9 protein-coding genes are annotated in these 13,691 nt (G+C 72.1%); 4 read left to right on the top strand and 5 right to left on the bottom strand.

Going from position 1 to position 13,691, the window contains the following annotated elements; genetic code table 11:
- Positions 1–150 precede the first annotated feature (150 nt).
- Both AB0F17_RS46490 and AB0F17_RS46495 read left to right on the top strand, forming a co-directional pair.
- On the top strand, positions 151–3,351 hold the full coding sequence (locus tag AB0F17_RS46490; RefSeq protein WP_358036963.1) for an ATP-dependent DNA helicase: 3,201 nt from the start codon (positions 151–153) through the stop codon (positions 3,349–3,351).
- Positions 3,345–6,602, top strand: a complete 3,258-nt coding sequence (locus AB0F17_RS46495; protein ID WP_358036966.1) for an ATP-dependent DNA helicase — start codon at positions 3,345–3,347, stop codon at positions 6,600–6,602. Before AB0F17_RS46490 ends, AB0F17_RS46495 begins: the two co-directional genes overlap by 7 nt.
- Here the strand turns inward: AB0F17_RS46495 and AB0F17_RS46500 are convergent.
- The 4 genes from AB0F17_RS46500 to AB0F17_RS46515 are packed head-to-tail and all read right to left on the bottom strand — an operon-like array spanning position 6,599 to position 11,939.
- Entirely contained in the window at positions 6,599–7,738 is a 1,140-nt protein-coding gene (locus AB0F17_RS46500; protein WP_358036969.1) for a type III PLP-dependent enzyme, read from the bottom strand. The genes AB0F17_RS46495 and AB0F17_RS46500 overlap by 4 nt on opposite strands.
- Positions 7,735–9,300 (bottom strand): IucA/IucC family protein, encoded by a 1,566-nt coding sequence (locus AB0F17_RS46505; RefSeq protein WP_358036972.1) that lies wholly within the window; start codon positions 9,298–9,300, stop codon positions 7,735–7,737. The genes AB0F17_RS46500 and AB0F17_RS46505 overlap by 4 nt, the downstream gene beginning before the upstream one ends.
- The gene (locus AB0F17_RS46510; protein ID WP_358036975.1) at positions 9,301–10,806 is read right to left on the bottom strand and encodes an IucA/IucC family protein; all 1,506 of its coding nucleotides are present in this window, start codon (positions 10,804–10,806) and stop codon (positions 9,301–9,303) included. It lies immediately after the preceding gene.
- Positions 10,803–11,939: a siderophore biosynthesis protein gene (locus AB0F17_RS46515; protein ID WP_358036978.1), complete on the bottom strand. Its 1,137-nt coding sequence runs from the start codon at positions 11,937–11,939 to the stop codon at positions 10,803–10,805. The genes AB0F17_RS46510 and AB0F17_RS46515 overlap by 4 nt, the downstream gene beginning before the upstream one ends.
- Before the next feature lie 136 nt (positions 11,940–12,075).
- Between AB0F17_RS46515 and nudC the strand changes: the two genes are divergently transcribed.
- Together nudC and AB0F17_RS46525 are read left to right on the top strand one after the other, a co-directional pair.
- The gene (gene nudC, locus AB0F17_RS46520; protein ID WP_358036981.1) at positions 12,076–13,050 is read left to right on the top strand and encodes an NAD(+) diphosphatase; all 975 of its coding nucleotides are present in this window, start codon (positions 12,076–12,078) and stop codon (positions 13,048–13,050) included.
- 56 nt (positions 13,051–13,106) lie between these two features.
- The gene (locus tag AB0F17_RS46525; RefSeq protein WP_358036984.1) at positions 13,107–13,319 is read left to right on the top strand and encodes a hypothetical protein; all 213 of its coding nucleotides are present in this window, start codon (positions 13,107–13,109) and stop codon (positions 13,317–13,319) included.
- 89 nt (positions 13,320–13,408) lie between these two features.
- Here the strand turns inward: AB0F17_RS46525 and AB0F17_RS46530 are convergent, their stop codons facing one another.
- Positions 13,409–13,657: a mycoredoxin gene (locus tag AB0F17_RS46530; RefSeq protein ID WP_219539322.1), complete on the bottom strand. Its 249-nt coding sequence runs from the start codon at positions 13,655–13,657 to the stop codon at positions 13,409–13,411.
- Positions 13,658–13,691: the final 34 nt, after the last annotated feature.

Consider the following 13,691-nt stretch of genomic DNA (forward strand, 5'->3'; position numbering starts at 1 on the left):
CGACTTTTCCGCCGATAGCGTTGGCCGATCGCGTGGTAGAGAGGTCAACTCGGCACGATCTACCCCTGTGGTCTGGTGGAATCTAGTGTTGTGAGTGCTCAGACCTGGCGGTTGGTGCGGCGTGGGCGCGGGGGACCCGTAGCGGCCCCTGTGCTCGATGAGCACCAGCGTGCCGTGGTTCAGCACCGACGCGGACCGCTGCTCGTCCTGGCCGGTCCCGGCACCGGGAAGACCACCACGATCGTCGAGAGCGTGGTCGACCGGATCGAGCGACGCGGGATGGATCCCGAACGCGTGCTCATCCTGACATACAGCCGCAAGGCGGCCGGTGAGCTGCGCGAACGGGTCACCGGGCGGTTGCGCCGCACGACCAGGACTCCGCTGGCACTCACCTTCCACAGTTACGCCTACGCGCTGCTGCGGCGGGAGGCGGTGCTGGCCGGTGAGGCGCCGCCGCGGCTGCTCACCGGGCCCGAGCAGCTCCTGGAGATCCGGCGGCTGCTGCACGGCGAGCTGGAGGACGGTGCCCGGGAGTGGCCGGTCGCGTTGCGCGAGCCGCTCAAGACGCGCGGGTTCGCCGAGGAACTGCGCGACTTTCTGTCACGCGCGGGCGAGCGCGGGCTGAGCGGCGAACGGCTGCAGGAGCTCGGCAGGCAGTACGGCAAGGCGGACTGGGTGGCGGTCGGCCGGTTCCTGGAGCGGTACGAGGTGCGGTTCGACCTCGATCCCGAGCCGGCGCTCGACTACGCCGAGTTGATCAGGGCGGCGGCGGGCGTGCTCGCCGACCCGGAGGTGCGCCGGAGGGAACGCGCGGCGCACGACGTGGTCTTCGTGGACGAATACCAGGACACCGATCCGGCGCAGGAGTTCCTGCTGCGGCAGCTGGCCGGTGACGGGCGCGACCTGATCGCGGTGGGCGACCCGGACCAGTCGATCTACGGGTTCCGGGGGGCCGATGTGCGGGGGATCCTGGGGTTCCCGCAGCGGTTTCCGACCCGTGACGGGCGGGACGCGCCGGTGGTGGCGCTGCGGGTGTGCCGCCGGAGCGGCGCCGATCTCCTGACGGCATCCAGACGGGTGGCCGACCGGCTGCCCGCAGCACCGACGTCCGACGCCGTCGGGGCCGGGCAGCGGCGCTCGCACGGGCATCGGGAGTTGCTGTCGCTGCCCGAGATGGAGGCCGGCGAGGTGCGGGTGCTGCTGGCCGACGGCACCAGCCAGGAGGCGGCCGTCGTCGCCGACACGCTGCGCCGCGCCCACCTGATCGACGGCGTGCCGTGGCATCGGATGGCGGTGCTCGTCCGGTCGGCGGCCCGTCAGGTGCCGTTGCTGCGGCGCGCCCTGGTCAGCGCGGGCGTGCCGACGATGGTGGCCGGTGACGAGGTGCCGATCGCGCAGGAGCCCGGGGTACGCCCGCTGCTGACGATGCTCAGGATCGCCATCGACGCGGCCGAACTCGACGAGGGAGTGGCCGAGGAACTGCTGACCGGCCCCCTCGGCGGCACCGACATGATCGGCGTACGACGCCTGCGGCGGGCACTGAAGATCGCCGAGAACGAGGCGATGGCCGCGCTGGGAGACGAGACGACGGCCGAGCACACGGAGACGACGGACGACGAAGCCGCACCGCCGCCGCCGTACCCTTCCCTCCAAGCGCGCACGTCCGGAGAGCTGCTGGTCGCGGCCCTGAAGGACACACGGGAGCTGACCCGGATAGAACCCCACGTCGCCCTCCCCGCCGAACGCGTCGCCAAGCTGCTCGTCGCGGCCCGCCAGGCCGTACGCGACCAGACCGGTGCCGAGGAGGTCCTGTGGGCCGTCTGGCACGAAAGTGGCCTGGCCGAGAAGTGGACCGAGCTCAGCCTGTCGGGCGGGGCCAGAGGAGCGCAGGCCGATCGGGACCTCGACGCCGTGGTCGCCCTGTTCGACCACGCCGCCAGGTTCGTGGACCGGATGCCCAAGGCGGGGCCTGAGGTGTTCCTGGACGACCTTGCCGCGCAGGAGATCCCCGGTGACACGCTGGCCGAGCGGGCGCCCGACGGCGACGCCGTCCGGGTGCTGACCGCCCACCGGTCCAAGGGCCTGGAGTGGGACGTGGTGGTGGTCGCGGGCGTGCAGGAGGGCGTGTGGCCCGATCTGCGGTTGCGCGGCTCGATGCTGGGCGTGGAGGACCTCGTCGAGCTGGTCGAGGGCGGGCAGCCGAACGCGGCGTCGCTGGCCTCCAAGCTGCTGGCCGAGGAGCGGCGGCTGTTCTACGTGGCCGCCACCCGGGCCCGCCGCCGGCTGGTCGTCACGGCCGTCGGCGGGGAGGACACCGACGAGCGGCCGTCCAGGTTCCTCAGCGAGCTCATGCCGGGTGCCGTCGAGGCCGCCACGGTGGACGACCGGGCGCGGTGGCTGAACATGTCCGCGCTCGTGGCGGACCTCCGCAGCGCAGTGACCGATCCCACTAGATCGGCAAAAATCAGGAGCAAGGCCGCCCACCACCTCGCCCGCCTGGCCGCGGCCGGAGTCCAGGGCGCCCACCCCAACGACTGGTACGCCCTCACCCCCATGACCGACGACCGCCCCCTGAGCTGGCCCGACGACATCGTCAGGATCTCGCCCTCGGCGGTCGAGAGCTTCACCAAGTGCGGCCTGAGATGGCTGCTGGAGACGGCCGTCGGCGCCGCGGGCACCAGTTCGGCCCAGGGCCTCGGCACCGTCATCCACGCGCTGGCCGTGCTCGCCGCCACCGACCTGCCCAGCGAGGACCTGCTCGGCAAGCGCCTGGACGAGATCTGGAACGAGCTCGACTTCGGCGGCGTCTGGTTCAACCGCAAGCAGCGCCAGGTGGCCGAACAGATGATCACCAAGTTCTGGCGCTGGCACCAGGAGAACCCACGCGAGCTCGTCGCGCTCGAAGACGCGTTCATCGCCACCGTCTCCGACGGCGTGCAGATCAAGGGCCGGGTGGACCGCGTCGAGCGCGACTCGGAGAACCGCGCGGTGATCATCGACCTCAAGACCGGCAGCGCGAAGCCCAAGGCGGGTGAGCTCGACCGCCACCCGCAACTCGGCGTCTACCAGCTCGCCGCGCTGCTCGGCGCGTTCGCCAGGCACGGCATGACGGAGCCGGGCGGCGCCGCGCTGGTCCAGGTCGGCAAGGCGGCGGGCAAGCACGACGCGCTGGAGCAGGCACAGGGCGCGCTGGCCGACGACAAGAACCCCGGCTGGGCCAAGGACCTGGTCGACACCGTGGCGATCGGCATGTCGGGCCCGTTCTTCCAGGCCAAGGTGAACGACGGCTGTCGCACCTGCGCGGCCAGATCCAGTTGCCCCGTCAACGACAACGGGGGACAGGTGTGCTGAACCCGGTCGAGCTGGCCGAGAAGCTCGGCATCCTGCCCCCCACCCCCGAACAGTCCCGCGTCATAGAGGCCCCGCTCGAACCCATGGTCGTCATGGCCGGAGCGGGCTCGGGCAAGAGCGAGACCATGGCCGGCCGGGTGGTCTGGCTGGTGGCCAACGGCCTGGTCAGGCCCGAGAACGTGCTCGGCCTGACGTTCACCCGCAAGGCCGCCGCCGAGCTGGCCACCCGGGTCCGCGAACGGCTCAACGGCCTGGCCGAGGCGGGCCTGGTCGAACCCGGGCTGCTCGACAACGAGCCGACCGTCTCCACCTACCACGCCTACGCCGCGCGCCTGGTCACCGACCACGCCCTGCGCGAGGCCCTCGAACCCACCATGCGCCTGGTCACGCCCGCCGTCTCGTGGCAGCTCGCGTCCAGGGTGGTGGCGATGTACGACGGGCCGATGGACAAGATCGAGCTCGGCCCGCCGTCGGTCACGGCCGCCGTCCTGGAGCTCGCGGGCGAGCTGTCGGAGCACCTGCGCACCGCCTCCGACGTGCGGCGGGTGGGCGAGTGGCTCGATGACAGGTACGCCGGGCTGAGCGGCCGCACGACGGTGGCCCAGCGCAAGCCGATCACCGTCCAGGCCGCGAGGAGGCAGCTCCTGCCCCTGGTCGAGGCGTACGAGCGGCTCAAGCGCGCCCGGGAGGTCATCGACTACGGCGACCAGATGTCGCTGGCCGCCAGGATCGCCGCCCGCCACAAGGAGGTCGGCGAGATCGAGCGGTCCCGCTTCTCCGTGGTGCTGCTCGACGAGTACCAGGACACCAGCCACGCCCAGCTCGTACTGCTCAGATCCCTGTACGCGGGCGGCCACCCGGTCACCGCCGTGGGCGATCCCTGTCAGTCCATCTACGGCTGGCGCGGCGCCTCGGCGGGCAACCTGCGGCGGTTCGCCCAGGATTTCCGGACCAGCTCCGGCGACCTGGCCCCGGTACGCCAGCTCGGCGTCAGCTTCCGCAACGGCGACCGGATCCTCGACGTCGCCGCCCGCGTCCAGTTGCCCCTCCGCATGGAGGCCCGCGAGGTGCCGGTCCTCGTCCCCGGTGCCAACCGCGTCGACCGGGGCCGCGTCACCTGCGCCTTCCACGAGACCGCGGAGGACGAGGCGAAGTGGATCGCCGACGGCATCCACAAGATCCTCGGCCAGGAGGTCGCACCCGACGGGCTGCCCTGGGGCGAGAAGGAACGCAAGAAGACGCTCGCCGTACAACCCCAGGATGTGGCGATTCTCGCGCGTAAGCGGTCGCAGTTCCCCGCGCTGCGCAGAGCGCTCGAAGAGCGCGACATCCCGGTCGAAGTGGTCGGTCTCGGCGGGCTGCTGACCGTGCCCGAGGTCAACGACATCGTCGCCACGCTCCGGGCCCTCTACGACCCGACCGCCGGTGACGCCCTGGCCCGGCTGCTGGCCGGGCCGCGCTGGCGGATCGGGCCCGCCGACCTGCGGGTGCTGGGCGAGTACGCCAGGGAGCTGACCCGCGAGGCCCGCGAGACGCGCCGCGAGCGGGACCCGCTCGACCAGGTGGTCGCCGACCTGGCGGAGGAGCGCGGCAGCCTGATCGACGCGCTCGACGAGCTGCCCGACCGGGAGGCGTGGCTGGAGTCGTTCTCGCCGCTGGCCAGGACCAGGCTCGTCGCGCTGGCGTACGAGCTGCGGCAGCTCAGAGCGCACACCGCCCAGCCGCTCCCCGACCTGATCACCGAGGTCGAACGGCGGCTGGGCCTCGACATCGAGGTGGCGGCCCGGGGCGGCACGGTCAGCGCCTTCGCCGCCCGGGCCGACCTCGACGCGTTCCAGGACGCGGCCGCCCGGTTCGCCGGTGACGCGGAGGATCCGACGCTCGGCGCGTTCCTGGCCTACCTACAGGCGGCCGAGAGTGAGGAGTTCGGGTTGGAGGCCGGGCGGGTCGGCGAGAGCAACAGCGTCAAGCTGATGACCGTGCACGCCTCCAAGGGCCTGGAGTGGCCGATCGTGGTCGTGCCCGGACTGTCGCAGCTGGTCAGCTCGAAGGGGACGATCGCGACCGGCAGCATGTTCCCCGCGACGCCGGTCATGAACAGCCGCTGGACCGACAACCCGCGCAAGCTCCCCTACCCGCTCCGCGGCGACGCCGCCGACCTGCCGCGCCTGACCGGGCTCACCAAGGAGGAGCTGGCCGCGTTCGACGAGAGCTGCCGCGACCGCGACCTGATGGAGGAGCGGCGGCTGGCCTATGTGGCCGTCACCCGGGCCCACTACCACCTGATCGCCTCCGGTTACCGCTGGGGGACCGCCTCCAAGCCGCTGGAGCCGTCGGACTTCCTGCTGGAGATCCGCGACACCAGCGACCGGGTCGCGTTCTGGGCGCCGGAGCTCGCGGCAGGGGTGACCAACCCGCTGCTGGCCGAGCCCGCCGAGGCCGTGTGGCCGGTCACGCCGGAGGGCCTGCGCTACGAGTCGGTGCTGGACGGCGCGCGCCTGGTCGAGGACGCGCTGGCGGGCACGCTCGCCCCCGCCGAGGACGAGACGCTGCGCGCCTTCGAGGAGGAACGCGTCCGCGCCTGGGAACGCGACACCGACCTGCTGCTCCGCGAACGCGAGCTGCACCGCAGACGCGGCTCCACCACCGTCGAGCTGCCCTCGAAGCTGACCGTGTCGTCACTGGTCACGCTGGCGGCCGACGCCCGCGAGCTGGCCCGCAGGATCCGCCGTCCCGTCCCGGTCAAACCCGCGCCGCTGGCCCGCCGCGGCACGTCGTTCCACAAGTGGCTGGAGACGCGCTGGGACCAGCAGCGCCTGCTCGACGACTTCGACCTCGACCTGGTGGACGAGCTGGAAGAGGCCGATGTACGGCTGGCGGAGCTGCAGGAACGCTTCGAGGAGAGCGAATGGGCCGGACGCCGGCCGCTCGACCTGGAGGTGCCGTTCGAGACCATGATCGCCGACCGGCTGGTGCGCGGCCGGATGGACGCCGTCTTCGAGCTGCCCGACGGGCGCTACGAGGTCGTCGACTGGAAGACCGGCGCGCCACCGAGTGGCAAGGCCGCCCGCGCCGCCTCGGTGCAGCTGGCCGCCTACCGGCTGGCCTGGTCGCATCTGGCGGCGGTGCCGCTGGAGCGGGTGGGGGCGGCCTTCCACTATGTCCGGGCGAACCAGACCGTACGCCCGGTGGACCTGCTCGACGCCGACGGCCTGGTCGCGCTCATCGAGGCCGTGCCCGTCTCCTCCTAGCCCCGCAGATAGTGGAAGCCGGGCTTGGGGTGCATCAGGAAGTCGTGGTGGGAGATGTTCCAGGCATAGGCCCCGGCCATCTCGAAAACCACCACGTCCCCCACCCGCACCGAAGTCACGATTTTTCGGGCGAAAACGTCTTTCGGGGTGCACAGTTGGCCGACCACGGTCACCGGCTCGTCCGTCAAGGCGGGGCCGTCGCCGGTGGGCAGTACGGTGAAGGGCTGGTCGTGGCCCTTGGTGACAGGAGTGCGCAGGTGATGCGTGCCGCCCAGCACGATCGCGTACGCCTCGCCGCGTACCCGCTTCACGTCCACGACCTTCGTGACGTAGTAGCCGCAGTACGCGGTCAGCGCCCGGCCCGGCTCGACCCGCACCCGCTGCCCGGCCCGGCGCAGCGCCGCCAGACCGGCGCCGTAGGCCCGCCAGTCGAACCGGGACTCCGGCGCGGCGTAGGAGACGGCCATGCCGCCGCCCAGGTTGACCTCGTCGTGCTCGGTGTCCAGCAGCGTCCCGGCCAGCCGCAGCAGTCGCGGCGCGTCCAGGCCGCTGGCCAGGTGGCTGTGCAGGCCGCGCAGCCGTACGCGATCGGTGAAGAGCGGCAGGCACTCGCGTACGTCCGCGTCGTCCATGCCGAACGGCCCGCTCATCGTCAGCGCCGCGCCCTCGACCGGCAGGTCCGGGTTGAGCCGGAGCAGGACGTCGGCCTCGCGGCCGGTGGCGAGCAGGCGGCGCAGCTCGTTGGGCGACTCGACGTGCAGGCGGTGGCAGGGCAGGAGCAGCTCGGCGTCGGTCTTGCCGGGGCCGCCGAGGGCCAGCGGCTTGCCCGGGAAGAGGGCCGACACGTGTGCGTGCTCGCCGCCCGACGACACCTCGAAGCCGTCCACGTGCCCCGCCAGCGTCTGGAGCAGCTCGGCGGCCGGATTGGCCTTGACGGCGTAGTACAGCTCGATGCCGGGCAGCGCCTGACGTACCCCTGAGACGTGCTCGTGCAGCGCGGGCAGGTCGTAGACGTAGGCGGGCACGTCACCGAGCCGCAGGGCGGCCTCGCGGATTCTCGGGGAGATCGCGCGAGCGGGTTGGCGATCTCTCGGCGTGATCGCGCGAGCGGGTTGGCGATCTCTTGGGGTGATCACGCGAGCGGGTTCGCGATCGGGACGTATCCGGCGGTCCGGTCGGCGGCCCTGGCCCAGCGGACGGTCAGGTTCGCCTTGGCCGGGAGCGGCGCGCCGGCCAGCAGATCGGACAGCGGGAGCGGCCAGCCGAGCGCCCCGGCGTGGCGGGAGAGCACGTCCCGGGCGATCCGCCACAGCTCGCGCAGCAGTTCGTCGTCGTCGCCCGCCAGCGTGGCGGCGATCTCGGTGAGGTGGTTGACCAGCAGGCAGTAGACGACGCGGGCCCAGCCGCGCTCCGCGTCGTAGCTCAGGGCCTGCGCCACCTTCGCGGGCACACCGTCGAGCGAGTGGCGGCCGGAGACGAGCTTGGTGCCTTCCAGGTCGCGGAAGACGGCTTCCACGGGCAGCCCCGAGGCGTCCAGGCCGACGAGGACGTTCTGCAGGTGCGGTTCGAGTATCACGCCGTGCGTGAAGTACAGCTCCAGCACCGGTGGCGCCACCACCGATACGTAGGCGGTCCACCAGGCGAGCGGATCGCCCGCGGGCGCCTCGAGCGCGAGGGCGCCGGACAGGACCGGAGTGACGCCGGGGGAGCACACGGCCCATGGGCTGGCCCGGACGATCACGCCGAGCCCTTCGAGCAGGCGGGTGCCGAGCGCGGCGGAGCGGTAGCCCGGCTCGGGCAGCCAGCGGGTGCCCGGATGCGCGGCCGAGACCGCGTCGAACACCGGCGCCAGGCGTGAGGTCAGCTCCACCGCGCCGGCCAGCTCGTACCAGGCGTTCTTGCGCACGCAGTTGGTGATGCGGACATCGAGGCTGAACTTCAGGCACGACTCCGCCGCGGGCGCGTAGACGGTCCGCACCGACGAGGTGGGCACGGCCACCGGGCCGGGACCCAGATCGATCAGCTCCTCGCCGAAGGCCGGGCGCAGCAGGTCGAGCTGCCACGGATGGGCGGGCAGCAGCCGGTAGCCGGTCGGCGCCTCGCCCAGCAGGTCGAGGGCCGACGCGTCGCCTTCCTCCGCGACCACGTCCGCGCGGACGCCGAGCAGCCGGACGGGGAACTCGGCGTGCGCCTCGGGCGCGTACCGCAGCCAATCGGCGCCGCCGCGCGACTTGGGGCTCGGGTGGAACGGATGCCCGTAAACCAGCGCCTGCTCGGAGGCCAGCCACGGGTCGGCGGGCGCCACGGCCTCGGCCCGGGCCGCCAGGATCGCGGCGACCGCGTCCCTGCTCGCGGCCACCTGCCCGGCGAACTCGCCATTGGACTCGGGTGCCGCCTGCCCGGTCAGGTCGGCCTCGGCCAGGCCTATCAGCTCGTCGGTCGCGAGAGGATGCCAGGTGCCGCCGTCCAGACGCTCGGGCGGCCCGGCGAACCGCAGCGCGGCCCCGCCGTGCGTACGGACCCGCAGCAGCGTGCCTCCGACCCGCAGCAGCAGGTACGGCGGCGCGGGCCAGACCAGGCCGCGCGGCCCGGCCACCTCCCGCACGCAGCACCGCAGCAGGGCGCCCAGCGTCGCCTCCTCGGCCAGTGACACCGGTGAGACCGGCGAGACCGGTGAGTCGAGGACCAGACCGTGCATTCAAGCTCTCCTCAGATAGTTGGGCCCGCTGGTGCCGTAGAACTTGTTGATGTCCCGCGCCCCGGAACGTTCCTTGGCCACGAGAGTCCCCGCGGTGATCATCGACTTGCCGGTGAGCCGGGCCGCGTCGAGCGTCCTGGCCCGCAGCAGCCTGGCCATGGGGTCGTCGCCGTACTCGTCGAGCGCCTCGGCCAGCGTGTCGCGCAGCAGCGCGGACGCCTGGGCGGGCGGCAGGGCCCCGAACACGATCGCGGCCGCCGCCAGGTGCAGCGTGATGGTCACGAACACGTCGGCCAGGGCATGCGGATCGTCGGTGAGCATCCGCTCGTCGTGGAACGCGGGCACCTCGATGCCCGCCGCGGCCAGCCTCGCGGGAGAGGCCAGCAGCCCGTCGTTGTCCTTGACCAGCAGCTTCATCCGCCCGTCCCGGAACACCAGTGACAGGTTCTGCTGATGGGCCTCCAGCGCGACGCCGTACCGTACGAAGAGCCGTACGTTCCAGCGCAGCAGCAGGCGCAGATAGCCGGGCAGCACGTCGCCCACCTCCTGGAGCACCCCGGGAGCGTTGAGCGCGGCGACGGGCACCATCCGCCCCTCCGGCAGCCTCCTGACCATCCAGGCGAGATACTCGTACCCGGCGTGCGCGTGGGTCTGCTCGTCGGCGACCAGCACCTCGGGATCGGCCAGGCGGCGCAGCAGCAGCTCGGCCAGGGCGCCGTCGTGGAGGGTGCCGGGCTTGATCGAGCGTCGGTTCCGCGCCCCCAGCGTGCTGGCGGGCAGCGGCAGCTTGAGGTGGGTGCGGGCGTCGAGCTCCACGGTCCGCATCGACAGCGTGGGCCGTACGGTCAGCCACGGCTCGTCGAACAGCCGTACCCCGTCGATCTTCCGCACCTCGCCGACGGCGAGCGGATGGACCGGGAACAGCGCCTCGCCGGCCGCCACCTCATGGACCGCGTGCGGATGGACCGGGAACGGCGCTTCGCTCCATGGCCGCACCGCGGAGCCCGGCGCCAGCAGCCGGTGCGGCACCGCCGCCCAGCGCAGCTCGAACGACGGCGCGAACTCGGGCGCGTACGCGGGCAGCGCGGAAGAGGGCACACCCAGCCGCGCCCGGGAGGTCGGATAGACCGGATGGTCGACGAAAGCCGCCAGCGACTCGTAGGACGGCCCCCTGCCGAGTACCTCGGCTCTGTGCGCGTCGTGCAGCTCCAGCGCGGCCAGCGCCTGCGCGCACTCCTCGGCGAACGCCGCCACCCCCTGCGCGTCGGCCGGATCGGCCACCTCGGCCAGCGTGCCGAGCACCTCGGCCAGCCCCAGCCGCTCGCCGGGACCGACCACGAAGTCCTGGAACAGCAGCCCCGGCACCAGCCGCACCCGTCGCCCGCCGGCCAGCTCCAGGTCCACGCCGTCACGGCTCCTGGCCACCCGCGCGGACAGCCCGCCGTAGTCCTCGCGCAGCAGCGCGTCCAGCACCCGCGAGGCCAGGTACGCCTCCCGCGAGCTCATCCCACGACCCACGGCCTGGCCGCCCGGAAGCCCTCGATGGCCGCGTCCACCCGCGCCCGGTCCGGGCCGACGGCCCTGATGACGCCGAGGTAGTCGCGGTTCGTATGGGTCTGTTCGACGACGTCACCGATCGCCCGCAGCGGCCGGTGCCACAGCCTGACGCCTTGGGAGACCAGCTCCTCCGCGCCGGGCGCCGACGTGATGGTCCCCGACCGGTCGGCGACCAGGCTGACCGCACTGCCGAACCTGGACGTATCCGGCACGGCAGGCACCGTCTCACCCAGGTGCACCCGCAGGATCCACTCGAACACCGGCACCCCGAGCACATCGGCCAGCAGGAAGTCGCAGTGGTCGCCGATCACCCGATAGTTCACCTCGACGATGCGCGGCCCGGCCGGGGTGACGACGTACTCGGTGTGGCACGCGCCGAACCCCACCCCGAGCGCCGCCAACGCGGCCAGAACATGCTCACGAGGCCCGTCCGGCGCCCAGTCCAGCCGTTCCTCGACGAAGTACGGCAACGGCCCGAGCGTCGTCCCGAACCCGCCGAGCACCCGCACCCCGTCGGCGTCCCCGAGCGTCTCCAGCGTGCGCAGCGGTCCCTCTAGGTACTCCTCCACGACCAGCGCCTCGCCGGGCCGCCGCTTCCTGACCGTCGCCACCGCACCGGCCAGGTCCCGCTCGACCAGCAGCACGTCCTCGCTCGCGACCCCCTCGCGCGGCTTGACGACCAGCGGGTACGGCAGGCCGCCGGGCACGGGGTCGCCGGGCGCCAGGCGTACCGACGAGACCCGTTCGACCCCGGCCTCGGCGAGCCGGCGGCGCATCAGGAACTTGTTCTTGGCCGCCAGGCAGGCCCGCCAGTCCTTGCCGGGCAGCCCGAAGTAGGCCGCCGCCAGCGCGGTCTCCACCTGTAAGTGGTCGGAGTTGGAGAAGATCGCGTCCGGCCGGCCGAGCTGCTCGATCGCGTCGATCACCGCCCGCGGATCGCGTACGTCGCACGCGACGGCGCCCGGATGCCGCTCCGGCCGGTCAGTGAGAATCGTCACACGACAGCCGAGCGCCTCGGCAGCGGGCAGGAACCCGTCGGTCACCGAATCGGTCGGTTTGAGCGCGGTCAGGTAGAGCCGCAACGCGAAGGCACCCCCGAGAATCAGGTAAGGCTAACCTAACCCGCCGATCCTAGCCCGTGGGCGATCATCCCGGATACCAGACCCCGCATTCGGTGGCGGTCATAGGATGACATGGGATTTGGGAAGGGTGGGGCCCGTGGAGACGCGAGCGGAAGAGCAACTCATCGGACCGCTGCTCCTCGCACGCGGCACCATCGACAGATCGTCCGCGCTGCGGGCGAACGCCGGTTGGCTGGAGCGCGCTTGGACCGATCCGGCGACCAGGGTGCTGGTGATCGACGACGGCCAGACTCTGGTCAGGCGCGCCGGCGACGAGGTGCACGCGGTCCTTTACGGCACGGCTGAGGCGCCACCGGGCGAACGGTACCTGCTGGGAGTCGAGGACGACGTCGCCTACTTCGCGGTCGCCGCGCCGCTGCCCGGTTCGCGGGCCGGCGACGCCAACGGCCGCGTCACGATGCCGATGAGCCTGCGCGACGCGGGCGAGGGCGAACTGGTCGTCGCGGGCCTGCGCCAGGTGGGCGGCCTGCTGGGCGACCGCGACGCGGGCCTGCTGGTCTACGCGGTGGCGCTGGAGGCCTGGCACTCGACACACGAGTTCTGCCCGCGCTGCGGCAGCCGTACGGACGTGCAGGCGGGCGGCCACATCCGGGTCTGCCCACGCGACGCCAGCCAGCACTTCCCGCGCGTCGACCCAGCGGTGATCATGCTCATCCGCGACGAGGACGACCGCTGCCTGCTGGCCCGCGGCCCGCAGTGGCCGGAGGGCCGGCTGTCGATCCTGGCCGGGTTCGTGGAGCCGGGGGAGTCGCTGGAGCACGCCGTCATCCGCGAGGTGGCCGAGGAGGTGGGCGTCACCGTCGTCGAACCGCGCTACCTCGGCAGCCAACCGTGGCCTTTCCCGCGCAGCCTGATGCTCGGCTTCTTCGCCCGCGCCACCACGACCACCCTCACCCCCGACACCGAAGAGATCGCCGAGGCCCACTGGTTCTCCCGCGAGCAACTGGTGGAGGCCCTGCAATCAGGCGAGCTCCGCCTCCCCCCACCGGTCTCGATCGCCCGCCGCCTCATCGAGACCTGGTACGGCGGCCCGCTTTCCGGAGACTGGTAGATCACTTAACGTAAAGGCGAAGACGCCTTCGGTAATGCCTGGCTATGCTCCCGGCCATGGAAGAGACAGAAGTCCAGCAGATCCTGGACCTCGAACGCCGGAAGCTCGCCACCCAGATCGCCGCTACGGAGATGTGGATGGATGACAAGGCCAAAGCGTCCGAAGGGCGCATCGTCGATGCGGTGAGCGGCGCCATCCTCAGCGCGGTGCTTCAACTGAAGATCGACATCAAGCGCCTGGAGCACAAGCTCGACAGCCACCTGAACTAGGAGACCTGGGCGCCCCAACCGCCCAGGCCGGCGTGGCCACGCTCCTCGGGCCCCATTCTCTCGCTGGGACCCGAGCGCGTTAAAAGACCTCAGGCCGCCTGGAGGAGCGCCTTCACCTCGCGGGCCGACGGATTGGTGCGGACAACCCGCCCCGCGGGCGTCTCGATCACCACGGTGGGCACCACCTGGTTGCCGTTGTTGACGCTCATCACGAACTCGGCGGCATCGGGATTCCGCTCGATGTCTATCTCGTCGAAGCTGATCCCTTCGCGGGTGAGCTGCGACTTGAGTCGCTTACAGGGACCGCACCAGGTGGTGCTGTAGACCGTGAGCGCCATGTGGACATCCCTTCGAGGCAAAAGCAGGCGGTCG

It is taken from the genome of Nonomuraea sp. NPDC026600 (genome assembly GCF_040638335.1).
Classification (GTDB): domain Bacteria; phylum Actinomycetota; class Actinomycetes; order Streptosporangiales; family Streptosporangiaceae; genus Nonomuraea.

Coding starts and splice junctions, on each gene's coding strand:
- AB0F17_RS46525 (WP_358036984.1), top strand. CDS start 13,107: ATGGAAGAGACAGAAGTCCAGCAGATCCTGGACCTCGAACGCCGGAAG.
- AB0F17_RS46530 (WP_219539322.1), bottom strand. CDS start 13,657: ATGGCGCTCACGGTCTACAGCACCACCTGGTGCGGTCCCTGTAAGCGA.
- AB0F17_RS46505 (WP_358036972.1), bottom strand. CDS start 9,300: ATGCACGGTCTGGTCCTCGACTCACCGGTCTCGCCGGTCTCACCGGTG.
- AB0F17_RS46510 (WP_358036975.1), bottom strand. CDS start 10,806: ATGAGCTCGCGGGAGGCGTACCTGGCCTCGCGGGTGCTGGACGCGCTG.